Here is a 24,853-nt window from a genome sequence, read left to right as displayed (position 1 = left end):
CCCCCCCCCCCCCCCCGCCCGCGCGCGCCCCCCCCCCCCCCCCCCCCCCCCCCCGCGACTGTATGCGTCGAGAATGGGCCGCTTACTGCGTGGCTGACGCGACCGCGGTTCCCGCATCGAGAATGCCCGAGCCTGCCGGCAACGCGGTGCACGGCGTACTGGCCGCCAGCTTCGCCGTGTGCGTGCCGCTTTTCAGCTTCTGCTGGATCTGCGTGGGCGTGAGGTTGCCGTTCACCGCGAGCATCAGCGCGGCGACGCCCGTCACCTGCGGCGTCGCGAGGCTCGTGCCGCTCGCCAGGCCATAGGTATCGCCGTCCGGAGTCGTCGTGCCGCTGTTGGCCGTCGACAGGATGTTGACGCCCGGTGCGCTGAGCGTGATGTTGGTGCCGAAGTTGCTGAACGAGGCGCGGCGGCCGGCTGCATCGTTGGCACCGACGCTGATCACGCCGCTGCAGTTCGCGGGCTGGTCGAGGCCGGTCGACAGACCGTCGTTGCCGGCGGCGACGACGACGGTTACGCCCTTCGCGTTCACGTCGTCGATCGCCTGCTGGAACGTCTTGCTGCAGGCGCCGACGCCACCGAGGCTGAGGTTGATGATTTTCGCCGGCGTCGGGTTGTTCGGCACCCCGGTGACGGGAATGCCGGCCGCCCAGCGCATCGCGTCGGCAATGTCGCTCGTCACGCCGCCGCATTTGCCGAGCACGCGCACCGGCAGAATCTTGCCGAGCCACGATACGCCGGCGATGCCGATGCCGTTATTGGCGGTCGCGCCGATCACGCCCATCACGCGCGTGCCGTGCCAGCTGCTGGTGTTCGGTTCGCTTTCGCAGTGGTAGTACGGGCCGCTCGCGTTGTCGAGTTCCTGCTGCGTGACCCAGTCGCCCGGGTCGCTCGCGTCGGGGCCGCGCGACAGGCCGTTGTTGCTGGTGTTGACGCTGGTGATGAAGCTGTAGCCGGGCAGCAGGTTGCCGACGAGGTCGGGGTGCGGCCGATAGCCGGTGTCGAGCACGGCCGTCACGACGGTCGGCGAGCCTTTGGTCTGGTTCCACGCAGGCGGCAGATCGGCGCCGGCGGTCGGGTCGGACAGATACCACTGCTGGCCGTAGCTCGGGTCGCTCGGCGTGTCGCGGACCTTCATCGGATGATCCGGTTCAGCGTAGTCGACGTCGGCGTCGGCGCCGAAGGCCTCCGCGAGCGCCGCCGCGTCGGCGGCCGCGACGCGCTGGCCGAGCGACAGCACGGCCGCGCCGTTCGAGGCCGTCCGCTCGACCTGCACGTTCAGCGGCGTCGGCGCGGCCGCATACGCACGCGCGGCGCCGGTTGCCGTCGGCGCCGTCCAGCGTGTCATCGAACGCTGGATCACCGCGTCGAGCCGCGTGCCGTCGTCGATGGCCGCTCTTGCGTTCGTGGCCGTCAGCGTCTTCAGCCTGACGATCAGGTGATCGACCGGCGGCTCGTCGGGCGTGGTCTGGGCGGCCATTTGCGTGGCGGCCTGCTGCGACGTACACGCGTTGCTGCCGGAATTGGTGGGCGGGGTCGTCGGAGCGGGCGCGGGGGCCGGGGCCGGTGCCGTGTTGGTCGGCGACGGGTTGCTGCCGTCGCCGCCGCCTCCGCCGCAGCCGGCGATCGGGAGCAGGGCGGCGGCGGACAGCATGCCGGCGAGCATGCGCGCATGGGCCGAACGGGCCACCGCGAAATTGAAACGTTTGGCTTTCATGTTGAAAGTCGATCCTCGGAGATAACCGTCGTGCCGGCGGTGGTGCCTGGTCTGGCCTAAGCCGGACCTTGATTTTTGTCGGGCGCGCGCGGGGTTCCTGCGACACGCCATGCATTGGGTAACGGCTGATGAGGCGGCTTCTTGAATATGTTTTGTGTGAAAAAGAGGCGACGCGCAAACGATTGCGTTGCTGGGTTGCAGCATGAACGCGCGTTTGGAACGGGTGATCTGTTCATGAGGTGCAAGATTGCAGGCGGTCGACCCGGCGAAACATGCGGCGCGGGCGCTTTTGCGCGGCACGGAAACGATTGCGCGCGGTGTGGTAGTGACGGAGGGCGCTTGACGCTTTCCCCGATGCGGTGCGAATTTTTCGGGCGTAGGATCGCGATTCGATCAAGGTTTCGTCAGGAGAAAAGCATGGATCACCGCTTCCGTTGGCTGGCTGTCGCATTGTCCTGCGCGCTGGCGGGCGCCGCGCACGCGCAGGCGCTCACCGGCACGCTGAAGAAGATCAAGGACTCGGGCGTCGTGTCGCTCGGCATCCGCGAATCGTCGGTGCCGTTCTCGTATTCGGACAACCAGCAGAAGAACATCGGTTACTCGCGCGACATCGCGGCGCGCATCATCGACGCGCTCAAGGTGGAGTTGAAGACGCCGAACCTGACGGTGAAGGAAATCCCGATCACGTCGCAGAACCGGATTCCGCTGCTGCAGAACGGCACGATCGACTTCGAGTGCGGCTCGACGACGAACACGCTGGAGCGCCAGAAGCAGGCTGCGTTCTCGAACAGCATTTTTTTGTACGGGATCCGTTTCAGCACGCGCAAGGATTCGGGCGTGAAGGACTTCCCGGACCTGGCCGGCAAGACGGTCGCGACGACGGCCGGCACCTCCGACGAGCGGCTGCTGCGCAAGCTCAACGAAGAGAAAGGGATGAACATGACGATCATCAGCGCGAAGGACCATGCCGAAGCGTTCATGAACGTCACGACCGGGCGCGCGGTCGCGTTCGTGATGGACGAGCCGCTGCTGTACGGCGAGATCGCGAAGGACCGCAATCCGGGCGCGTACACGGTGGCGGGCACGCCGCTCGTCCACGAGAACTACGCGTGCATGATGCGCAAGGACGATCCGGCGTTCAAGCTCGTGGTCGACGGCGTGATCGCGAAGCTGCAGACCTCGGGCGCGGCCGAGAAGCTCTACGACCAGTGGTTCATGCAGCCGATTCCGCCGAAGGGTGTGAGCCTCAACTATCCGCTGTCGCCGGAGATGAAGCAGCTGTTCAGGAATCCGACGGATCAGGCACAGTACTGATCGAAACGTCGCAGTGGCGTGCGGGCCGACACGTTGCGTGCTCGGCCTGCACGATCGAATCCGCCGGCCTTCGGGTCGGCGTCGCGGCGCGCATCCCCGCAGCCGCAAGCGCGAGCCGGGCCCGTCGCGCCCGATGCTGAACCCCGTGTCCTGATCCTCCATCGCGTGCGTCGCGTTTATGGCGCCGCACCTCGACGGCCCGCCGTCCGCGCGTCGTCCCGCCCGGTCTTTTCTCCGTTTGCCTGAACACGTGCCCGCACCGAAGCGGGGTTGGCGGATGCGCGCCCGACGCACGTCCGGCGACGCCGTTTGCCGCGTAAACCCGAATACAGATTTCAATTTGAACTGGTCAGAATCGGCCGAAATTGTTCAACAATTTTCGGCGAAAAATCCCGGAAAGCCGCGTGTGGCGGCGCCTGGGAGGCGTTGCGACGTTTCAGCGCGAGAGCCGAACAACCCAGGAGCTTCGCCATGTCTGCTCGTTTCCCGGTTCGACGTTTCCTCCGCGGCGCGCTCGTGCCGCTGGCCTTCGCATGCTCGCTCGCGTCGGCGGCGCCGCTGCAGACGGTGCGGCCCGGCACGCTGCTGGTGGGCTCCGACCTCACGTATCCGCCATACGCGTACCTGGACGCCGGCAAGCCTGCGGGTTTCGATGCCGAGTTCTCGCGGCTGCTGGCACGTCACCTGAAACTGGAGCCGGTATTTCTCGATACGCGCTTCCCGGACCTGATTCTCGGGATGAAGGCGCGCCGCTTCGACGTCGTCGCATCCGCGCTGTACGTGACGCCCGAGCGCGTGAAGCAGGTCGATTTCGTGCCGTACCTGAAGACGGGTGCGTCGCTGCTCGTCGCGAAGGGCGGCGCGTTCCTGCCGAAGACGCCGCAGGACCTGTGCGGCAAGCGGGTCGGCTCGATCAAGGGCGCGTCGTGGACGCCGAAGCTGCGTGCGGTGTCGCAGGACACGTGCAAGGCGGCCGGGCGCGCCGAGATCGCGATCCTCGAGTTCCCGACGTCGCCGGAAGCGACGTCCGCGCTGCTGTCGAAGGCGGTCGATGTCCAGATCGAGGACGCGGCCGTCGCGCAGGAGATTCCGAAGCAGACGAACGGGCGCGTCGACATCAGTTCGACCACGCTGCTGTATCCGATCGTGATCGGCCTGGGCGTGACGAAGGGCGATAGCGGATTGCAGGGTGCGCTCGAGGGTGCGTTGAACGATGCGCGGCGCAGCGGCGAATACGGCAGCCTGGTGAAGAAATACGGGTTGCAGGAGCCGACACCTGCCGACGTCGCCAACGCGCTCGGCGCGCCGAAGTAAGCGCGCGGCCAGCACGACCTGACCACCGCGCGCCGCGCGGCCGCATCACCATCCGCGGTTGAGGAGTCTTCGATGCAGTTCGATTGGCACTATGCGTTTCAGCTCTTGCGGGACAAGGATTTCTGGCGCGCCTGCGTCGTGGTCGTCGAACTCAGCGTCGCCGCGTGGCTGCTCGGCGTGTTGCTCGGCTTTCCGGTAGCGCTCGCGAGACAGTCGCACCAGCCGTTGCTGAAACGGGTGGCGGCGCTCTACATCTGGTTCTTCCGCAGCCTGCCGCTGCTCGTGCTGCTGGTCTTCATCTACAACCTGCCGCAGGTCTTTCCGGCGACGAGCGCGGTGCTGTCCGATCCGTTCATGGCCGGCCTGATCGCGATGGTGCTGAGCGAGACCGCGTATTTCGCGGAAATCCATCGCGGCGGGATCCTGTCGGTGCCGCGCGGGCAGCTCGAGGCGGGCCGCGCGCTGGGCATCCGCTTCACCGGCATCCAGCGGATGATCGTGATGCCGCAGGCGATCCGCATTGCGCTGCCGGCGCTGGCGAACGAGTTCATCACGATCGTGAAGCTCACGTCGCTGGTGTCGGTGATTTCGCTGGCCGAGATCCTGCTCGTCGGCCAGCGGCTGTACACGCAGAATTTCCTGGTGTTCGAAACGATGCTGGCCGTGGCGTTCTACTACGTGCTGATCGTGACCGTGTTCAGCCGGCTGCTCGGTTATCTCGAGCGGTACCTCGACGTCAGCCGCCGTACGCCTGCCCAGGGCGGCCCCGTCGATCTTGCGCTGCCGCCGTCGGCGCCGGCCGTCGCGCCGAGACCGCGGGCGAACGCCGAATTCGCGCTGCGCCTGAAAGGCGTGCAGCAGCGCTACGGCCGCCATGAAGTGTTGAAGGACATTCATCTCGACGTCGTGCCCGGGCAGGTCGTGTCGATCATCGGGCCGTCCGGCTCCGGCAAGACGTCGCTGATTCGTACCGTCAACGGCCTCGCGCCGGTGAACGCGGGCGAGATCGACCTGTACGGCGAGCCGTTCATCCGCGCGTCGGGTTCGCATCCGCCGCGCGTGTCGCACGAGCGCATCCTCGACATCGGCATGGTGTTCCAGAGCTTCAACCTGTTCCCGCATCGCACCGCGCTGCAGAACGTGATGATGGCGCCGTGCTATCACCGGCAGGCCGATGCGGCGGCGATCCGGCTGCAGGCGCTGTCGCTGTTGTCGAAGGTCGGGATGCTCGAACATGCGAACAAGTATCCGCATCAGCTGTCGGGCGGCCAGCAGCAGCGCGTCGCCATTGCGCGCGCACTCGCGACGCGGCCGTCGATCATGCTGTTCGACGAGCCGACGTCGGCCCTCGATCCGGAGCTCGTCGGCGAAGTGCTGAAGGTCGTCGAGACGCTGGCGAAAGAAGGGATGACGATGATCATCGTGACCCATGAGATGAATTTCGCGTTCAAGGTGTCCGACCGGATCGTGTTCATGGAGAACGGGCGCATCCTGTACGACGTGCCGCCGGACCGGATTCGCGGCAGCGCGGACGCACGCGTGAAGGATTTTCTGAAGCACGTTCACTTCGCATGACGAATGACCGGATGGGAGCGGGAATGGATCCGACGGATTTCCGGCTGGGCGACGTGAACGAGCACGCGTGTGCGGAACGGGTGCGTGCGTGTCTTGCGCATGCCGACGCGCATCCCGGCGACATCGAAGCCGCGTGGCTCGCGCGGCGCGACGACGCGGCGGTCGCCGATGCGCGCGCCTGGGATGCGGCGCGGCGCGCCGGCGCGATCGATGCGCCGCTGGCCGGCGCCGTGCTGACGGTGAAGGCCTGCTTCGATTGCACCGGCTGGGTCACGCATGCCGGTTCGCGCGTGCTGGCCGACGAGCCGCCGGCACGAATCGACGCGGCGCCGGTGTCGGCACTGCGTCGGGCCGGCGCGGTGCTGGTCGCGCAGACGGCGATGACCGAGTTCGCGTACGGCGCGCTCGGCGTGAACCGTGCGTACGGGACGCCGACGACGCCGCTCGATGCGCGGCGCGAGCGGGTGGCCGGCGGATCGAGTTCGGGCGCGGCGGTGTCGGTGGCGCTCGGTGCGGCCGACCTGTCGCTGGGTTCCGATACGAGCGGGTCGGCACGCATTCCGGCCGCATTCTGCGGCGTGACGGGATTCAAGCCGTCGCGTGGGCGCTATGCGAGCGACGGCATGCGGTTTCTGTCGACGAGCTTCGACGTGCCGGGCCTGCTGGCCGCGACGGTCGGGCTGTGCCGGCAGGCGGACGTTGCGCTGCACGGCCGCGAAGCGCGGCGGCGGCGACCGGCGGCGATCCGCGACCTGCAGTTCATCGTGCCCGAGGCGTTCGTCGCCGACGACGTCGACCCGGTCGTCGGACGCGCATTCGACGCGTGGCTGTCCCGACTGTCCGCGCACGGCGCGCGGATCCGGCGCAAGCGGCTCGATTGCGTGGCCGAGGCCGGCGTGGTTGCCCGCGCGGGCGGCATCATCGCGGCAGAGGCGTTCATGCTGCATCGTGCGCGGCTGGCCGCGGCGGCGGACCGCTACGATCCGCTGGTCGGCCCGCGCATCGCTGCAGGCGAGCAGGTGCGGGCGCACGACTACGCCGCGGCGCTGCGGCACCTGGCCGCACTGGCCGACGCGTACCATGCCGAACTCGGCGACGCGGATGCGGTGCTGACGCCGACGGTGCCGATGCTGCCGCCGCGCGTGGCCGATCTGGCCGACGAAGCCGCATACCTCGCACAGAACGCGCGTGCGTTCCGGCTGACCGAATTCGCGAACCGGCTCGACCTGCCGAGCATCAGCGTGCCCGGCGACCTGCGCAACCGGCAGCCCGTCGGCTTGCTGATCACCGGGCATCGTGGCGAAGACGCGCGACTGCTCGACGTCGCGGCGGCGGTGGAGAGCGCGCTGACCGCCGATTCCGCATGACGCATTGTCCGGCGGCAAGGATCACCTTGCCATTTTTTCATCGCAACTATTAAGAGGTACTTATGATCGTCGTGAGATCGACCGATATCGCCAATACCGAGCGCCATGCGCGCGGCCCGGGCTGGGACAGCAAGCGCATGATCGTCAGGCAGGACGGCGTCGGCTATTCCGTTCATGAGACGCGCGTGCACGAAGGCGCCGAACTGCATCTGCACTACAAGAACCACTTCGAGACCAACTACTGCGTAGCCGGAGAGGGGGAGGTCGTCGACACGGCGACCGGCAACGTGCACCGGATCACGCCCGGAACGATCTACGCGCTGAACCTGAACGATCCGCATGTCCTGCGCGCGACGCGCGGCGACCTGCATCTCGTGTGCGTGTTCAATCCGCCGCTGACGGGACTCGAGACGCATCGGGAAGACGGCAGTTACGCGCTGCCGACGGAGCAGGCCTGACCGGCGCGAGCGGTCGGGCCGTTGCGTGCCTTTTCGTGCTGCCGTTGCTTGCCACGTCTTGAGGCAAGCAACGGCGGCGCGGCGTGCAGGGTCAGGCCGCCTCGCGATGGCTGCGCTTGATTGCCTCGACGAGCATCCGCTCGGAATCGTCGAGATAGCGCGCGAGCGCGGTGACGGCTTCGCTGCGGCGGTTCTGCGTGAGGAGGTCGTAGATCTGGTATTCGCGCTGGATCCAGTCGGGCGTTTGCACGCGTTTCTCGTCGGGATCCGCGGCGAAGACGAGCCGCAGCTGCGCGGAGATGGTCCGGAAGAACTCGTCGAGCAGCGCCGACTTCTGCAGCGCGACGATGTGCTGGTGAAAGCGCAGGCTGTGCGTGCCGACGGCCTGCCAGTTTTCCTTGTCGAGTTCGCGCTCGGCCGCGCGAATGGCGGCCTGCATCTTTTCGAGCAGCGCCGGCTGCGCAAGTTCGGCCGTGTTCAGCGCATGCAGCTCGAGCGTGCGGCGCGCGACGTAGAGATCGCGCACGTCCTGGCGATTCAGCGTGCGCACGACGACACCCTTGTGGCGCACGAACGTGACGAGCCCTTCGCGGCCGAGCTGATGCAGGACTTCGCGAAGCGAGTTGCGCGACGTGTCGTATTCGGCCGCGAGGTCCATCTCGATCAGCGCGGTGCCGGGCGGCAGCTTGCCGCTGATGATGTGTTCCCGCAGTTGATGGCTGATCCGGTCGGCGACCGACTGTCCTCTCGCTTTTTCGCTTGCCATTCCGTTCGTTCGCTCCTCTCCTGGTCGTGCGCCGCCGGCGTGGCCGGCCGGCGGCGTTTCGCCATTCTACGGGCTACGGACCGCGTTACGCCGTCTTGTCGTGCTGCCAGTCGGCCTGCGGCGGCTGCATCCCGTGCTGGCCACGGTACGGCGCGACGGGCGGCTGCGACCAGCCTTCGAGCAGGCTCGGGTCGAGCCGGTATACCTCGACGCCGAGCGGCCGGCACACGTCGATCGGGTCGCGTGCGTCGGGCCCCCACATCGGCACCGACAGGTCGCCGCCCGGACACGTGGACATCGCGCACAGCACGTCGATTTCCGCGAAGAACTCGAGGTAGTCGCCCGGCTGCGCGGGACAGGCCTTCATGAAGTACTTGTCGTCGTCGTTCAGGCCGGTGCACTGGAACACGTTGAGCACGTCGTGCACGTCGAATTCGGTCAGCCCGTACGGCGCGACCGCCCGCACGAGGTTCGAATGACAGTGGAAATGAAAATCCTCGCCGGTCAGCAGCTTGTTCACGTACGGGTCGCAGCGCGTGCCGAGCAGGTCGTGCACGCGGCCGCCGTCGCCGTCGACGCCATAGCCGGCGAGCGTGTCGTCGGTGATCGTGACCAGCGGCCGCAGGTACGGCAGCGTCGACCACAGCCGGTCGAACGTCGTCACGTGCGCGGCCTGCAGCTGACGTGTGCGCGACGCCCACATGCGCTCGCGCGGATTGTGCAGGTTCCAGATGTTGAAGTCGGCGACTTGCGGGCCTTCGAGCGTGACGATCCGGAACACGTGACCCGCCGGCACCGTCCACGCGAAGCCGCTGCGGATCGGCACGACGTGCGACGCGATCCGTTCGCGCGCGTCCTGGCGCTGTGCGATCGCGGAATAAAAGGCTTTGTCGACGTTCAGGACGGAACCCTTGGTGACCTGGTAGGCGGCGGGATAGTTCGACATGACGCGGTGCTCTCGGGGAAATTTGCAGATTCGGAGATCCGGCTGGAATCCGTTGTGGTGGCCGGTCAGGCGTCAATTTTCATGCTGGATTGTTCAACAATTTATTGGCGCTGCGACGAGTATAGGGGGAACGCCGGGAGGTGTGTCAATCGGTGGAAAGTACGGAGGGGCGCGGCGAGCCGCGGATGCGCGCAGGCAGGCGAGTGGCGCCGCAAACAGAAAACGAAATATGGATCAAAACCGTGGCCGTGCCGGCCGCCGGACCGGCTCGCCATGATCGGCAAGCGGGCCGTGTAACGCGTTTCGAGACCTGACGCAATCCGCATTCAACCGCGCCCACGCCAGGGGATTCCTGTCGCGTTGCGCAACAACAGGCACAATATGCGCTTCGCCGCGCACCGTTGTTCGACTTCGAGCAGCACGGCGCGTGTTGCCGCCGTCCGAACTTTCCCGGTTGTCATGAACGCCTCGCTCACTCCCGCGCGCGAATCGAACTCCCCGCGCTTCCTGTTGTTCCTGATTTGCCTGTTCGCCTCCGCCGGCCAGCTCGCGATCGACATCTACGTGCCTGCGCTGCCCGACATGGCGCGTTCGTTCGCGACCACGCCGCAGGCGATTCAGTCGAGCGTCTCCGGCTACATGGCCGCTTATGCGCTCGGCCAGCTGATCTTCGGTCCGGTTGCCGATGCATACGGGCGCAAGCGCGTGCTCGCGTTCGGGCTGGTCATCTACACGATCGGCTGCCTGCTGTCGCTCGGCGCGCCGAACCTGGAGACGTTCGTGCTGGCGCGCTGCCTGCAGGGCTTCGGGATCGCGACCACGAACCTGCTCGCGAAGGCGATCATCACCGACTCGTTCTCGGGCCAGGCGCTGATGCATGCGTTCACCTATATGTCGATCGCGTGGGGGCTCGCGCCGATCATCGCGCCGGTGATCGGCGCGCACCTGCAGGAATGGTTCGGCTGGCGCGCGTGCCTCGTGTTCCTGCTCGTGTATTCGCTGGTGATGTGGGCGCTGCTGTGGCGCTATCGCGAAACCTTGCCGAAGCCGGTCCATCTCGAGCCGCGCACGCTGATGGCGAACGCGGGCAAGGTGCTCGCGAGCCCGGTGTTCCAGAGTTGCTTCCTCGCGCAGGGGCTGTGCTACAGCATCCTGCTGGTGTTCAACATCGTCGGGCCGTTCATGGTGCAGACCACGCTGCACAAGCCGCCGACCTTCTTCGGCTATCTCGCGCTCGGGATCGGGCTGATGTATTTCCTCGGCGGGCTGTCGAACCGGATTCACGGGCGCGGGCTGCCGAGCGCCGAGCAGCGGTTGCGCATCGGCGCACGCGTGATGGCGGGCGCGGCGGTCGCGATGCTGGTGCTGGCGCTGACCGTCGGGCTGCGCGTATGGACGCTCGCGACGCCGGTGCTCGTGATGGGCTTCTGCGCGGGCGCGATGTATCCGACGCTGATGGCGAAGGGCAATTCGCTGTTTCCGCATATCGCGGGGCTGACGAGCGCGATCCTCGGGTGCGCGCTGCTGCTCGTGTCGTCCGCGATGATGGGGCTGGCCGGCTTCGTGTCGATTCACGTGCTGACGCCGCTCGCGGTGTTCTTCGTCGCGCTGTCGTTCATCGTCGTGTGGATGGTGACGAAGCTGCTGCGCTACCTCACGCAGCAGCAGGCGGCGAGGGTGGCTTGCGGGAGCGGGGAAGCCGCGTAAGGCGCGTCGACGGGGGCGGCAGCGGCACGCCCGCCGCTCACAGCGGGTGTGCCGCGCCCGCCTGCGCCAGCAGCGAAACCGCAACCGGATCCGGCATCCCGTTCGAATCGATCGCGCCGGCCTTGGCCAGCGCGGCGAGGTCGCTGTCGACGCCCGGTTGGCCGACCACGAACGGCGTCGTCAGGAAGGCCGGCGCCGACAGCGTGACCGCATAGCGCTGCTGCAGATTCGTCACGACCGCCGATTGCGCGGCCTGCACCGTGTTCGGGCTGCCCATCACCTGCTGGAAGTGCGCATTCCCCTGGAAATTGCCGATCAGCCCGGCCGTGTTCGTGCCGAGCTGCGCGGCGAGATAGACGAGCATCAGCTCGGTCTCGGGCGTCGTGTTGAAGGTGCCGCCCGCGTAGGCGAGCGAATGCAGGCTCGTGCCGCTCGACGCGACGGTGATCACGCACGGCAGCACGGCGTTGACCGCCACGCGGTAGTTGCCGCCGCCGTCGGTCAGCGTCGTCGCCGAGCCTTGCGCGCAGCTGACCGTCACCGATGCGCTCGCGAGCGCGGAGCCCGTGGCGGCCGTGCCGGACAGCGCGACGGTTTGCGTGTTGGCGTTGTTGAAGCAGACGTCGACGCCGAAGCAGGCGTCGCCGTTGCAGCCGGCAAGCGTCGCGAGGGCCGCGGCGCACAGCGTGCCCAGCGCGGGGCGGAGGAAGCGCGGATGGCGAAGGTTCATGGTCGCGGGCGGATCGGAAGAGTGAGCGCGGCAGGGCAACCGGCGCGCGCCGACGCTTCGGCGCGCTGTTCGTATTCTAGGTCTCCGATCGCGGGGTTGCTGGCCCGTTTGTTCGCCGCGGCCTGCGGCGTGCGGCATGGCCGGCGCCGGTTACGGCTTGCGCGCGGCCGGTTTGGCGAACGCGCCGCGCACCTCGAAGCCGATCGCATCCGCCACGTTGCCGCGCGAGTCTACGAGTTCCAGCCGGTGCCGCCCGGGCCACGGCATCCACGCGATGCGGTCGGCGTGGCCGATCACCTTGTCGTCGAGCCGCCACGCGAACCGTGCGGCATGCCCGGAAGATCGCTCGAACCAGATCCGCTGATTCTTCGGTGGAATGTCCGGATCGATCGCGAAGATCGTGCCGTCGGTCGGCGCACCGATCGTCAGCGGCGCGCGCGCGCCGTCCTTGCCCGGCGTGACGGGCGCGGCGAGCCGGATCGTGTCGAGCGCGGTGCCTGTGACGAACCACTCGTTGCGCGACGGCTCGACGTCGCGTTCGAACGTGATGCGGCGTGCTTCGACGCCGGCCGGCGGACGCGGCGCACGGCTCGGCAGGTCGCGGTGCAGGTAGCCGACGACGGCCGACCACACCGGCGACGCGCCCGTGACGCCCGACACGTCCCACATCGGCGAGCCGTCCGCATTGCCGACCCACACGCCGACCGTATAGCGCGACGTGAAGCCGACGGTCCAGTTGTCGCGCATGTCCTTGCTCGTGCCGGTCTTCACCGCCGAGAAGAAGCGCGTCGCGAGCGGATTGTCGAAGCCGAACGTGCGCACGCGCGCGTTGTTGTCGGAGAGGATGTCGGTGACGACGAAGCTGGCCGCTTCGCTGAACACGCGCGAGCCGTTGTCCGCACGTCCCGGTGCCGATGCGCCGGCAGCGGGCGACGGCGCAGGCAGGTCGACGACCTTGCGCGCGACGCCGCCGTTCGCGAGCGCGCGATACGCATTGGTCAGCGACAGCAGCGTGACGTCCGCGCTGCCGAGCGCGAGACTGAAGCCGTAGTAGTCGCCTTCCTGCGCGAGCGGCAGGCCGAGCGCGGTCAGCGTGCGCGCGAAGCGATGCGGCGTGACGAGCACGAGCGTGCGCACGGCCGGCACGTTCAGCGAGCCGCCGAGCGCGCTGCGCACGCTCACCCAGCCCTTGAAATCCTTGTCGTAGTTCTGCGGAATGTAGAGGCCGCCGCCGGCCGCGAGGTTGATCGGCACGTCGTCGAGCAGCGACGCGGCCGTCAGCCGCTTCTCGTCGATCGCCTGCGCATAGAGGAACGGCTTGAGCGTCGAGCCGGCCTGGCGCGGCGCGAGCACGGCGTCGACGTCGCGTGCGCTCGACAACGCGCCCGACGAACCGACCCACGCGCGAATCTCGCCGGTCGCGTTGTCGATCACGACGACCGCACCGTCCTGCACGTTGCGCCGGTGCGCGGGCGCGTTGAGCTCGGTCAGCGCGCGCGTGAGCGTGTCGCGCGCGAAGCGCTGCAGCGGCGCATCGAGCGTCGTGCGCACCTGCGCGCCGGCCGCGGGCCTGACCTCGGCCGCGATGCGGCGCGCGAAGTGCGGGGCGAGGGCGGCGCCGTCCGCCGTCAGGTCGTTACGCACGGCATTGGCCGGGCGCGCGATCACGAGCTGCACGTAGCCGTCGAGCGACGCGCAGGCCTGCTCCGCATGCATGTCGCGCAGGATCCGGCACGCACGCTCGGCGACCTTCGCGCTCGCCGCGTTGGGCGCGCGCACCAGCGCTGCCGCGATCGCGGCTTCACGTGCGTCGAGGCCGGACGGCGCCTTGCCGAACAGCACCTGCGACAGTGCGGCGAGCCCGACCGTCTCGCCGCGGAACGGCACGAGATTCAGGTAGGCCTCGAGGATCTGGTCCTTGCGCCAGCCGCGTTCGAGCAGCAGCGCGTTCATCGCCTGCGTGGCCTTCTGCGGCAGCGAGCGCTGGCCCGAGCGGCGCGGTTCGTCATTGAGGAGCCCGGCGAGCTGCATCGTCACGGTCGACGCGCCGCGCGTGCGCTGGTTCCACAGGTTGCCCCATGCCGCACCGGCGATCCCGCGCCAGTCGACGCCGCTGTGTTCGTAGAAACGCTTGTCCTCGGACACGACGATCGCCTCGCGGAACGCGGGCGACACGTCGGCGAGCGACACCCAGTCGCCGCGCCGTTCGGCGAGGTCGACGCGCGTGCGCTGCAGCGGCGTGCCGTCACGCGCGAGCAGCACCCAGTCGGAGCTGCGCCAGTTGCGGCGCACGTCGTCGTAGCCGGGCAGCGCGTGCGCGACGAGCGGCGCGGCCAGCACGACGGCGACGAAAACGCGGCCGGCGAAGCGCACCGGCCGCGGCAATCCATGATCGATCATCGCGTACCCGTTACTTGCCCGCGTCGGCCGGCTTCACGGTCATCGGCGGGTTCGGCCACAGGCCGTACACGGATGGCGCATACAACGCCTCCACGCGCGTCGGCGGCAGCCCGAAGGTGCCGACGTTGTTCAGCCGCACCGTGTACTCGACCGAGAGCTTGCCCTTCGGCAGATAGTCGTAATACGCGCGGTAGCCGTCGAAATCGCGTTCGATGAACGCCGGCCATGCGCCGTCCGGGGATTTCTCGCCCTGCGTCGCGGCTTCCGAATCGCGGCCGAGGCCCGAGCCGAGGATCGTCGCACCGGACGGGATCGGATCGTTGACGACGACCCACGTCATGTCGCTCTGCGCGTCGATGTCGAGATGCACGCGCACGACGTCGCCGCGCGTCAGCACGCCCTTGACGGCGGGCGACACGGGCGTGATGGTCTTCGTGATCCGGTAGCCGGCCGCGAACGGCGCGCGCAGCGGCACGGCCGCGAGGCTTTCGACGGTCGCCCACGGGCGGCCCGTGCCGTCCTGCGTGACGGACAGCGTGGCCGGTGCCTGGGCCGCACGCGGCCACGGCATCAGCACGCTGCGCGCGGCGGCGGCGCGGGTCGCGGGAGTGGCCGACGCGGGGCTGTCGGCGGGCGCGGTCGAGGGTGCCTGCGACCACGAAATCGCGCGCTCGTTGCCGCCGAGCGCGACCTTCGTCGTGCCGGCCACCGGCGTGCTCTCGTAGGTGCGCGAGAAGCGCTCGATCGCGAGCTGGCCGAGTGCGTTCGACGTCGTCGTCTGCCATGCGCCCTGGCGTTGCAGCGCGAGCAGGCCGGTCGCCACGCGCGGCATCTCGTCCTTCCACGCCGGGTCGCCCGCGAATTCCAGCGCGAGACGCGCGGCGTTGGTCTCGTTGCTCGTCATCAGCCACCACAGGTCGTCGTCGCGCGCGGTCGAGAACACGAGCTGCGTGCCCTGGTACGTGAGGCGCGCCCGCAGGATCTGCTCGACCTGCGCGCGTTTCGCGTCGCGCTGCGGGATGTCCTTCACGCGCGTGAGGATCGCGTGATAGTCGAGCACCGCCGACGTCGGCCACTGGTTCGGCGCGATCTCGATCGAACCGAGCATGCGGCCCTGGGCTGCACCGTAGCGCGACAGCGCCTCGATCGCGGCAAGCTTGCGCAGGTCGCGATCCTGGCGCGGGGCCCACGCGTTGCGCTCGATGCGGCCGTCGACGAAACGCGCGAGCCCGGCTTCGAGCTGCGTGCGCAGGTCTTCCGGCAGCGCGAAGCGCGGGTCGAGGCGGCCGGCCTCGTCGGCGACCACGAGCAGATACGACGACAGCGTCGGGCTGCCGTAGTGCGCATCGTCGGAGGACGGCGGGAAGTAGTTCGCGAGTCCGTCGCTGTCGAGGTAGACGGGCATGCGCGCGACCAGCGCCTGCCATTGCGCGGCGTCGTGCAGGCCGATCGCGCGCGACGTCTGCTGTTCGAGGCAGCGGTACGGATAGCGCTCGAACCAGCGCCGCACGCCGGGCAGGCCGTCGGCGAGCTTCGACTGCAGCGACACGGCGATGCCGCCGCGCGGCGCGCCCTGCGCGTTGTTGACGGCGCCGGCCGGGGCGGACACGGGCAGCGTCAGCGTGCCGTCGACCTGGGTGAGCGTGGCCTGCTGCACGGTGACCGGCAGCGCGGGCACGACCTTCTGCGCGACGGCCAGCGCGTCGGACGCGCGCTTGCCGCCTTGCTCGGCCGCCTCGATGCGCCAGTTCAGCGCGCCGGCCGCGTCGAGCGCCTGCTCGGGCACGGTGATCGTCCACGCGACCTCGGTCGCCGCATTGGCCGCGAGCGACACGGTTTGCGGCGCGACGTCGAGGCCCGTCACGCGCGGCGTCACGACGACCTGCATCGCGCGGTCGGTCGTGTTGCGCAGCGTGACCTGCGCGCGGAACGCATCGCCTTCGCGCACGAGCGGCGGCAGGCCGGAGATCAGCTGCAGGTCCTGCGTGCTGCGGATCGACGTGCTGCCGGTGCCGAAGCGGTCCGCGCCGACCGCCGCGATCGCGACGATCCGGAAGCGCGTGAGCGCATCGTTCAGCGGCACCTCGACGGTCGCGCTGCCGTTCGCGTCGAGCGTCACGCGCGGATTCCACAACAGCAGCGTGTCGAACAGCTCGCGCGTCGGCGCGCTGCCGCCGCCGCCGCCGGCCGGCACCGCCTTGCGGCCGAAGTGGCGGCGGCCGACGATTTCCATCTGCGCGGTGGCCGTCTCGATGCCGTACGCGCGTCGCTGCAGCATCGCGTCGAGCAGGTCCCAGCTGTTGTTCGGCATCAGCTCGAGCAGCGCCTCGTCGACGGCCGCGACCGCGATCTGCGTGCCGGCCGGCGCGGGCTGCCCGTTCGGCAGCGTGACCTTCACGTGCGCCTGCGCCTTGCCGCGCACCGTGTAGCGCGTCGCGTCGGTCGTCACGGTCACGCCGAGACGATGCACGCCGGTGCCGACCTTGATCTCGCCGAGGCCATAGCGGAACGCGGGCTTCGACAGGTCGACGAACGCGGTCGGCGCTTCATGGTAGCGGCCTTCGCGCCAGAACGCGCGGGCCCATTCGACCGGCGCCTTCCAGCCCCACGTGAAGAACGAGTACCACGGCACTTCGCGAATCCGGCCGCGCAACGCGAGCACCGACACGTAGACGTTCGGCCCCCACGATTCGCCGACCTTCAGGTCGACGGTCGGGTTCTTGCCGTTCAGCTCGACGACGTGCGTTTCCATCACGCCGCCGCGTTCGACCGCGACGAGCGCGCTCGCGTAGCGGAACGGCATGCGCACCTGGAAGCGGGCCGTTTCGCCCGGTTCGTAGGACGTCTTCTCCGGGATCACGTCGATCCGGTCGGTGTTGTCGCCGCCGAACCAGAGTTGGTCCTCGCGCGTGACCCAGACGGACGTCGACGCATTCGACGTGCGGCCGTCGCCGTCCTTCGCGACCGCGATCAACTGGACGTTGCCGGCCTGTTCGAGCGTCGCGTCGCAGGCCATGCGGCCCTTGTCGTCGGTCTTGCCCGAGCACAGCACGCCGAGGTCGCGCGTATCGCTCTTGTTGTCGTAAGCATAGAAGCCGCCGACCATCCGCTTGCGCGACGACGTCGTGATGTGCGCGACGCCCTTGATCTCGATCGACACCGAGGCACGCGGCTTGCCCTGCAGGTCGACCGCGAGCGCCTGCACCGGCACGCGCTGGCCGACCGACACCCAGCGGCCGGCCTTGATGCCGGCCACCACCGCGGCCGGCCACAGGATCGTGTCGCCGCGGATCGTCTGCACTTCGCCGTTCGGGTCCGCGAACGTCGCCTCGAGCGCGATGCGCTTCGGCGCGTCGACGTCGGGCAGGCCCTTGAGCGTGACGGAACCCGCGCCGTTGCGGTCGAGCGTCAGCGGCAGCTTGTCCGCGATCAGCTTCGTCGCGTCGGGATCGTTGTTCGCGGCGGATGCGCTGTCGCCGTCCTGCGCATCGTCGTCGGCGTTGCCGTCGCTGCGCTCAGGACGATAGGGCGTGAAGCTGAACTCCTCGAAGCGATCCGCGAACGGCGGCGACGCCCACTTCATCAGCGCCGACACCTGCACGGGCAGGTTCGATGCGCCGCCGCCCGACACGTAGTCGATCTGCACCGCGAGCGGCGCTTCCTTGACCGCGACGAGCGGGCTCTTCTGCGCGTCGCGCGCGCCGATCGTCCCCTTGAGCACCGGCAGGCGGAACGCCTCGACGCGGAAGCTGCCGCCGTAGTAGCTGGCGGTCGGCGCATCGTCCGGGCCGCCATCGAGCGATACGCTGTATTCGCCGAGCTTCGCCGCGGGCGGCAGCGTGAACTGCGTGTCCGCGCTATGGTCGGCCGACCACGTGAGCGGCAGCTTGTAGGTCTGGTCCGAGCCGAGATGGCGGATCGTCACGCGTGTCGGGTAGTGCGCCGGGAACGCGAGGCTCTGCAGCGTCTCGGTGCGCAGGAAGTGCTTCATCGACACGGTTTCGCCGGCCCGCAGCAGCGTGCGGTCGAACACGGTATGCGCGCGCACGGTCGGCGCGCTGTCGGTGTCGGTCGGCACGTTGAAGCGCCACGATTCGATCCCGCGGTTCCAGTTCGAGCTGACGAACGCCATGTCGCGGCCCGTCTTCGGATCGTCGACGCGTGCCGACACGAAGTAGTCGTCGAAGCGTTCCGCCTGGCTGCATTCGTGTTTCGGCTCGAACGGGCCGTCGATCTTCAGCAGGCCTTGCGCATCGGTCTTGCCCGACGCGATTTCGTCGCCATTGCAGTCCGACACGCGGATCTGCGCGTTCGGCACGGGCTTGCCCTTGTCGAGCGTCGTGACCCACACGAGGTTGTTCTCGCGGCCCTGTTTCAGGTGCACGCCGAGGTTCGTGACGAGCACGGTGGTGCGCACGTACATGCTCGACGGCTTCGCGAGCAGCGAGCGGCCGAGCGCGGGCGACGCGAGTTCGAGCACGTAGAAGCCGGGCTTGTCGATCGGCACGCCGACGACCTCGAACGGACGCAGCGCCTTCGGGTCGGCCTTCGGCAGCGTCAGCGCCTGCGCACCCGGTTCGCCGGCGAGCAGCGACAGCGAGCGCACGTCGATGCGGCGGTTCTGCGGCGCGGGCATCTTCTCGCCGGCCTCGAGCGGCACGTAGACCGGGTGCTGGCCCTTGCGCCGCAGCAGGCCCGGGACGCGTTCGTCGATCGTGCCGGCCGTCATCGACCAGTTGTCGAAGCGCTCGACGGTGCGCATCCATTGACGGATCGCGGTGTCGTCGTCGACCTTCAGGTTCGAGAATTGCGCGCCGCTCGTGTTGAGGCCCGCGATGCGCAGGTCGGCTTCGACGTTGCGCAGCGTGACGGGCACGAGTGCCGGCGTATCGGGTTCGGCGAAGCGCTCGACGATCCCGAACGTGCCCGACGAGAATTTCGCGAGCGGCGGCATCGGCGCGGTGCGCGTCGCGAGCGGGAACAGGTCGGCGTTCGAGAGCGAGCGGTCGGTCACGTCGCGCAGGCCGGACGGCAGTTCGATCGTCAGGTTCGCCTGCGCGGGCAGCGGCGGGTTGAACGTGACGGTCGTCACTTCGTCGCTGTGATCGTCGGCCGCGAAGGTCGGCGAAAGCGAACCGTCAGGACCGCGCAGCCGGATCGCCTCGGCGTTCTTGCGCGAGATCGGTGCATTGAACGACAGCGTCAGCGGACGCAGCGGCGTGCAGGGCGCCTTCGCGTTCTCGCGCTCGCACGAGAAGCTCGCGGCGAACGGCGCACGCACGGTGAAGTCGAAGCGGCGCTCGGTGTCGTTCGCGATGCCGCTCGGGCTCGCGACGCCCTTGCCGTAGACGAGCTGCATCTTCGCGCTCGCGGGCAGCGCCTGCGCGCACGACAGCGTCAGCACGCGCGCGGCGTCCTTCTTCAGCCCGAAGTGATCGAGCAGCGCGTTGCGCGCATCGTCGTCGGCGGCCGTGACCGGGATGCGGTTGCCGATGCCGGCCGCTTCGCACCAGATGTTCGCGAGCGCGGAGCGCGGCTCGGCCGGGCCGTTCAGCTTCAGCACGAAGACCTGGCGCTCCTCGATCTCGCGCGAGCCGGGGCGCACCGTCACCGGGAACGGGCCGCCGGTTTGAAACGTGAAGCGGCGCGGGCCGCTGACCGCATTGCCGGCGACCGAACGCAGCGTGTCGTTGAGCGCGACCGAGCAGCGCACGCCCGGCGGCAGGTCGTTCTCGAAATCGTAGACCCACGTCTTGTCGTCGAGCCAGTGACCCTGGCCGCGTGCGGCGGTGGAATCGTTGCAGGTCATGCGCGCGGGACTCGGCGCGGACGCCGAACCGAACGCGACCATCGGTTCGTCGAACTTGACGACGCTCTGCCGGACTTCGGTGACCGTGCCTTGCGGCGACACGCTCACGGTGCGTGCCGCGCCCGCATGCAGCGACAGTGCGGCGGCGGCGGCGAGCGCCGCGACGGCGCCGATGCGCCAGAGCAGCCGTGTGGTGTGATGGGTTGAATGTGTGTTGTTGTGCTTGTCGTGCTGCTTCATCGCTCGATGCCCTCGGAGGGAAGCTTTCTGTTTGATTGCACGCGATTCTAACCGACGGGCATGCGAGCGGATGACGGGAAGCGGCGTGTCGCCGGGTTGCGACACGCCGGCATCCCGATACGGAATTGTCGCGTCGACGACACAAAGATGCCGCGAAATGTCGATTGTCTCGGATTGCGGAACATTAAATGGACTATAAAAGCATTGTCCAATCCGAATTGAGCGCGTACATTTCAGGGCCGCGCGAAAGTTTGAGAAATATCAAGCGTGGTTTTCCCGAATCCGGTGTTCGAGAGAAGGAAACATGCACAACGACAACACCCCCCACTCGCGTCGCGATCGCGACGCAGCCGCATCCGGCATCACGCGGCGTCAATGGCTGCAGGGCGCACTGGCGCTGACGGCGGCGGGCCTCACCGGCTCGCTGGCGTTGCGGGCCCTGGCCGATAATCCCGGCACCGCGCCGCTCGATACGTTCATGACGCTCTCCGAAGCACTGACAGGCAAGAAAGGGCTGAGCCGCGTGCTCGGCGAACGCTTCCTGCAGGCCTTGCAGAAGGGCTCGTTCAAGACCGCCGACGGTCTGTCGCAACTCGCCGGCGCACTCGCGTCCGGTTCGTTGACTCCCGATCAGCAAACGTCCGCGCTGTCGATTCTCGAAGCCTGGTATCTCGGCATCGTCGACAACGTCGTAATTACCTACGAAGAAGCATTAATGTTCAGCGTCGTGTCCGATACGCTCGTGATTCCTTCGTATTGCCCGAATAAACCCGGCTTCTGGGCCGAAAAACCGATCGAGAGGCAAGGCTGATGGCCGATACCGATACGCAAAAGGCCGACGTCGTGGTCGTCGGGTCCGGTGTCGCAGGCGCGATCGTCGCGCACCAGCTCGCGATGGCCGGCAAGTCGGTGATCCTGCTCGAGGCGGGCCCGCGCATGCCGCGCTGGGAAATCGTCGAACGCTTCCGCAACCAGCCCGACAAGACCGACTTCATGGCGCCGTACCCGTCGAGCCCGTGGGCGCCGCATCCGGAATACGGCCCGCCGAACGACTACCTGGTCCTGAAGGGCGAGCACAAGTTCAACTCGCAGTACATCCGCGCGGTGGGCGGCACGACGTGGCACTGGGCCGCGTCGGCGTGGCGCTTCATCCCGAACGACTTCAAGATGAAGACCGTGTACGGTGTCGGCCGCGACTGGCCGATCCAGTACGACGATCTCGAGCATTGGTACCAGCGTGCCGAGGAAGAGCTCGGCGTGTGGGGCCCCGGCCCCGAGGAAGACCTGTATTCGCCGCGCAAGCAGCCGTACCCGATGCCGCCGCTGCCGTTGTCGTTCAACGAGCAGACGATCAAGAGCGCGCTCAACGGCCATGACCCGAAGTTCCACGTCGTGACCGAGCCGGTCGCGCGCAACAGCCGCCCGTACGACGGCCGGCCGACTTGTTGCGGGAACAACAACTGCATGCCGATCTGCCCGATCGGCGCGATGTACAACGGCATCGTGCACGTCGAGAAGGCCGAGCAGGCCGGCGCGAAGCTCATCGACAGCGCGGTCGTGTACAAGCTCGAGACGGGCCCGGACAAGCGCATCGTCGCCGCGATCTACAAGGACAAGACGGGCGCCGACCATCGCGTCGAGGGCAAGTACTTCGTGGTGGCCGCGAACGGCATCGAGACGCCGAAGATCCTGCTGATGTCGGCGAACCGCGACTTCCCGAACGGCGTCGCGAACAGCTCCGACATGGTCGGGCGCAACCTGATGGACCACCCGGGCACCGGCGTGTCGTTCTACGCGAACGAGAAGCTGTGGCCGGGCCGCGGCCCGCAGGAAATGACGTCGCTGATCGGTTTCCGCGACGGCCCGTTCCGCGCGACCGAAGCCGCGAAGAAGATCCATCTGTCGAACATGTCGCGCATCAACCAGGAGACGCAGAAGATCTTCAAGGCCGGCAAGCTGATGAAGGCCGACGAGCTCGACGCACAGATCCGCGACCGTTCCGCGCGCTACGTGCAGTTCGACTGCTTCCACGAAATCCTGCCGCAGCCCGAGAACCGCATCGTGCCGAGCAAGACGGCCACCGACGCGGTCGGCATTCCGCGCCCGGAGATCACGTATGCGATCGACGACTACGTGAAGCGCGGCGCAGTGCATACGCGCGAGGTCTATGCGACGGCGGCGCAGGTGCTGGGCGGCACGGACGTCGTGTTCAACGACGAGTTCGCGCCGAACAACCACATCACGGGCGCGACGATCATGGGCGCGGATGCGCGCGACTCGGTCGTCGACAAGGACTGCCGCACGTTCGACCATCCGAACCTGTTCATCTCGAGCAGCTCGACGATGCCGACCGTCGGTACCGTGAACGTGACGCTGACGATCGCCGCGCTCGCGCTGCGGATGTCGGACACGCTGAAGAAGGAAGTCTGACCGTGCGGAAATCAACTCTCACCTTCCTCCTCGCCGGCTGTCTCGCGCTGCCGGGTCTCGTACGCGCGGCCGATTCGGCCGACCCCGCGCAGGTCAAGCGCGGCGAATATCTCGCGGTCGCGGGCGACTGCATGGCCTGCCACACCGCGAAGGGCGGCAAGCCGTTCGCCGGCGGCCTCGGGATGCCGGTGCCGAAGCTCGGCAAGATCTACACGAGCAACATCACGCCCGACCCGGATACCGGCATCGGCAACTGGACGTTCGACGACTTCGAGCGCGCGGTGCGCCACGGCGTGTCGAAGAACGGCGACAACCTGTATCCGGCGATGCCGTACGTGTCGTACGCGAAGATCAACGACGACGACGTGCAGGCGCTCTACGCGTACTTCATGCACGGTGTCGAACCGGTCAAGCAGGCGCCGCCGAAGAACGAGATCCCCGCGCTGCTGAGCATGCGCTGGCCGCTGAAGATCTGGAACTGGCTGTTCCTGAAGGACGGCGCATACCAGCCGAAGCCGGCGCAGAGCGCCGAGTGGAACCGCGGTGCGTACCTGGTGCAGGGCCTCGCGCACTGCAGCACGTGCCACACGCCGCGCGGCGTCGCGATGCAGGAGAAGTCGCTCGACGAAACCGGCGGCAGCTTCCTGTCGGGCTCGGTGCTGGCGGGCTGGGACGGCTACAACATCACGTCCGACCCGAACGCGGGGATCGGCGGCTGGACGCAGCAGCAGCTCGTCCAGTACCTGCGTACCGGCAGCGTGCCGGGTGTCGCGCAGGCAGCCGGTCCGATGGCCGAGGCGGTCGAGCACAGCTTCTCGAAGATGACCGACGCCGACATCGGCGCGATCGCGACGTACGTCCATACGGTGCCGGCCGTCGCCAGCGGCGACGCGAAGCAGTCGCGCTCGTCGTGGGGCAAGCCGGCGGAAGACGGCCTGAAGCTGCGCGGCATCGCACTGGCGTCGTCGGGCATCGATCCGGCGCGGCTGTATCTCGGCAACTGCGCGACGTGCCACCAGATGCAGGGCAAGGGCACGCCGGACGGTTATTACCCGTCGCTGTTCCACAACTCGACGGTGGGTGCGGCGAATCCGGCGAACCTGGTGCAGGTGATCCTGAACGGCGTGCAGCGCAAGGCCGGCAGCGAGGACGTCGGGATGCCCGCGTTCCGCAACGAGCTGTCGGATGCGCAGATCGCCGCGCTGACGAACTACCTGACCGGCCAGTTCGGCAACCCGGCCGCGAAGGTGACCGAGCAGGACGTCGCGAAGGCGCGTTGAGGCCGGGTACGATGCAGTAAAGGCAGGGCAACTCTGACAAGAAGAGGAGGCACAGCACATCGGGCGGGCCCCGATGCCGGTTGTTGCAGAGCGGGGTGGGCGGCTTTGGCGGCCGCCCGCCCTGGTTCGTTGGCAATCCGGTGCGCGCGGTTCGCGTACCGCTTTCGTTGATCACACCATGACACCGAATCAACCGTTTCTCGCGTCCCAGCGCGATGTGCTGCTGCTGTTGTCCCGGATCCTGCTCGTGATCCTGTTCGTGATGTTCGGCTGGAAGAAGATCGTCGACTTCTCCGGCACGATCGCGTTCATGGGAAGCGAGGGCGCGCCGGCGCCGATCATTTCGGCGGCGATCGCCGTCGTGATGGAGCTGTTCGCCGGCATCGCGATCCTCGTCGGTTTCCAGACGCGGCCGCTCGCGTTGCTGCTTGCGCTGTATACGATCGGCACCGGCTTCATCGGCCATCACTACTGGACGATGTCGGGCGGCGAGCAGATCAACAACATGATTCATTTCTACAAGAACATCGCGATCTCGGGCGGCCTGCTCGCGCTTTGCGCGGCGGGCCCCGGGCGTTTTTCGATCGATCGCGGGTAAACGGCAACGCCGGTGCGCGCATGGGGCGTGTGCCGGATGGTCGAGATTTCGAGGGGGCATCATTTTGCGACTCAAACATTTCGCATCGCTGATCGTGGCCGCCGCACCGGCGGCCGCGTTCGCGCAGACGAGCGTGACGCTGTACGGCCGGATCGACGGCGGCGTCGAATACCTGAACCACATCGCGACGCCCGGCGGCAGT

General features: G+C 68.1%; 18 protein-coding genes. 11 read left to right on the top strand and 7 right to left on the bottom strand.

Annotation, left to right across the window (positions count from 1 at the left end):
- Positions 1 to 82: 82 nt before the first annotated feature.
- Positions 83 to 1,717, bottom strand: a complete 1,635-nt coding sequence (locus U5A56_RS35700; RefSeq protein ID WP_321927179.1) for a S8 family peptidase — start codon at positions 1,715 to 1,717, stop codon at positions 83 to 85.
- A gap of 417 nt (positions 1,718 to 2,134) precedes the next feature.
- Between U5A56_RS35700 and U5A56_RS35695 the strand changes: the two genes are divergently transcribed.
- Positions 2,135 to 3,031 (top strand): glutamate/aspartate ABC transporter substrate-binding protein, encoded by an 897-nt coding sequence (locus tag U5A56_RS35695; protein WP_321927177.1) that lies wholly within the window; start codon positions 2,135 to 2,137, stop codon positions 3,029 to 3,031.
- Positions 3,032 to 3,366: 335 nt separating this feature from the next.
- Here the strand turns inward: U5A56_RS35695 and U5A56_RS35690 are convergent, their stop codons facing one another.
- Positions 3,367 to 3,504, bottom strand: a complete 138-nt coding sequence (locus tag U5A56_RS35690; protein ID WP_321927175.1) for a hypothetical protein — start codon at positions 3,502 to 3,504, stop codon at positions 3,367 to 3,369.
- On the opposite strand from U5A56_RS35690, the gene U5A56_RS35685 reads away from it, so the two are divergent.
- The 4 genes from U5A56_RS35685 (at position 3,503) to U5A56_RS35670 (ending at position 7,745) form a co-directional block, all read left to right on the top strand.
- The gene (locus U5A56_RS35685) at positions 3,503 to 4,345 is read left to right on the top strand and encodes an ABC transporter substrate-binding protein (protein ID WP_321927173.1); all 843 of its coding nucleotides are present in this window, start codon (positions 3,503 to 3,505) and stop codon (positions 4,343 to 4,345) included. The two genes, U5A56_RS35690 and U5A56_RS35685, sit on opposite strands and share 2 nt — an antisense overlap.
- Before the next feature lie 72 nt (positions 4,346 to 4,417).
- Positions 4,418 to 5,920: an amino acid ABC transporter permease/ATP-binding protein gene (locus U5A56_RS35680; protein ID WP_321927171.1), complete on the top strand. Its 1,503-nt coding sequence runs from the start codon at positions 4,418 to 4,420 to the stop codon at positions 5,918 to 5,920.
- 23 nt (positions 5,921 to 5,943) lie between these two features.
- The gene (locus U5A56_RS35675; RefSeq protein WP_321927169.1) at positions 5,944 to 7,287 is read left to right on the top strand and encodes an amidase family protein; all 1,344 of its coding nucleotides are present in this window, start codon (positions 5,944 to 5,946) and stop codon (positions 7,285 to 7,287) included.
- Positions 7,288 to 7,349: 62 nt separating this feature from the next.
- Positions 7,350 to 7,745: an ectoine synthase gene (locus U5A56_RS35670; RefSeq protein ID WP_124523960.1), complete on the top strand. Its 396-nt coding sequence runs from the start codon at positions 7,350 to 7,352 to the stop codon at positions 7,743 to 7,745.
- Between the two features lie 91 nt (positions 7,746 to 7,836).
- Here the strand turns inward: U5A56_RS35670 and U5A56_RS35665 are convergent, their stop codons facing one another.
- Both U5A56_RS35665 and U5A56_RS35660 read right to left on the bottom strand, forming a co-directional pair.
- On the bottom strand, positions 7,837 to 8,511 hold the full coding sequence (locus U5A56_RS35665; protein WP_044843280.1) for a GntR family transcriptional regulator: 675 nt from the start codon (positions 8,509 to 8,511) through the stop codon (positions 7,837 to 7,839).
- Positions 8,512 to 8,596: 85 nt separating this feature from the next.
- Entirely contained in the window at positions 8,597 to 9,457 is an 861-nt protein-coding gene (locus U5A56_RS35660; protein ID WP_321927166.1) for an urea carboxylase-associated family protein, read from the bottom strand.
- A gap of 459 nt (positions 9,458 to 9,916) precedes the next feature.
- On the opposite strand from U5A56_RS35660, the gene U5A56_RS35655 reads away from it, so the two are divergent.
- The gene (locus tag U5A56_RS35655; protein WP_124921780.1) at positions 9,917 to 11,164 is read left to right on the top strand and encodes a multidrug effflux MFS transporter; all 1,248 of its coding nucleotides are present in this window, start codon (positions 9,917 to 9,919) and stop codon (positions 11,162 to 11,164) included.
- Between the two features lie 37 nt (positions 11,165 to 11,201).
- On the opposite strand, the gene U5A56_RS35650 is transcribed toward U5A56_RS35655, so the two are convergent.
- The 3 genes from U5A56_RS35650 to U5A56_RS35640 form a co-directional block, all read right to left on the bottom strand.
- Positions 11,202 to 11,894 carry a hypothetical protein gene (locus U5A56_RS35650; RefSeq protein WP_124523966.1) on the bottom strand — a complete coding sequence of 231 codons (693 nt, stop codon included), beginning with the start codon at positions 11,892 to 11,894 and terminating at the stop codon, positions 11,202 to 11,204.
- Between the two features lie 150 nt (positions 11,895 to 12,044).
- Positions 12,045 to 14,294, bottom strand: coding sequence for a penicillin-binding protein 1C (gene pbpC / locus U5A56_RS35645; protein WP_321927164.1), 2,250 nt, complete (start codon positions 14,292 to 14,294; stop codon positions 12,045 to 12,047).
- 10 nt (positions 14,295 to 14,304) lie between these two features.
- On the bottom strand, positions 14,305 to 20,343 hold the full coding sequence (locus U5A56_RS35640; RefSeq protein WP_321927163.1) for an alpha-2-macroglobulin family protein: 6,039 nt from the start codon (positions 20,341 to 20,343) through the stop codon (positions 14,305 to 14,307).
- Between the two features lie 304 nt (positions 20,344 to 20,647).
- On the opposite strand from U5A56_RS35640, the gene U5A56_RS35635 reads away from it, so the two are divergent.
- From U5A56_RS35635 to U5A56_RS35615, 5 genes are all read left to right on the top strand, one after another.
- Entirely contained in the window at positions 20,648 to 21,154 is a 507-nt protein-coding gene (locus U5A56_RS35635) for a sugar dehydrogenase complex small subunit (protein WP_044843286.1), read from the top strand.
- Positions 21,154 to 22,773, top strand: a complete 1,620-nt coding sequence (locus U5A56_RS35630) for a GMC family oxidoreductase (RefSeq protein ID WP_321927161.1) — start codon at positions 21,154 to 21,156, stop codon at positions 22,771 to 22,773. The genes U5A56_RS35635 and U5A56_RS35630 overlap by 1 nt, the downstream gene beginning before the upstream one ends.
- Positions 22,774 to 22,775: 2 nt before the next feature.
- Positions 22,776 to 24,053 (top strand): cytochrome c, encoded by a 1,278-nt coding sequence (locus tag U5A56_RS35625; RefSeq protein WP_321927160.1) that lies wholly within the window; start codon positions 22,776 to 22,778, stop codon positions 24,051 to 24,053.
- A 178-nt stretch (positions 24,054 to 24,231) separates the two neighbouring features.
- Entirely contained in the window at positions 24,232 to 24,651 is a 420-nt protein-coding gene (locus U5A56_RS35620; protein ID WP_321811685.1) for a DoxX family protein, read from the top strand.
- 64 nt (positions 24,652 to 24,715) lie between these two features.
- Positions 24,716 to 24,853: porin (locus U5A56_RS35615; protein ID WP_321927181.1), on the top strand; the 138-nt coding region annotated here is incomplete at its 3' end.

Source organism: Burkholderia sp. BCC1998 (genome assembly GCF_905339875.1).
Classification (GTDB): Bacteria; Pseudomonadota; Gammaproteobacteria; order Burkholderiales; family Burkholderiaceae; genus Burkholderia.
The sequence above is the reverse complement of the archived record's forward strand: the minus strand, read 5'-3'. Positions and strand labels throughout refer to the sequence as shown.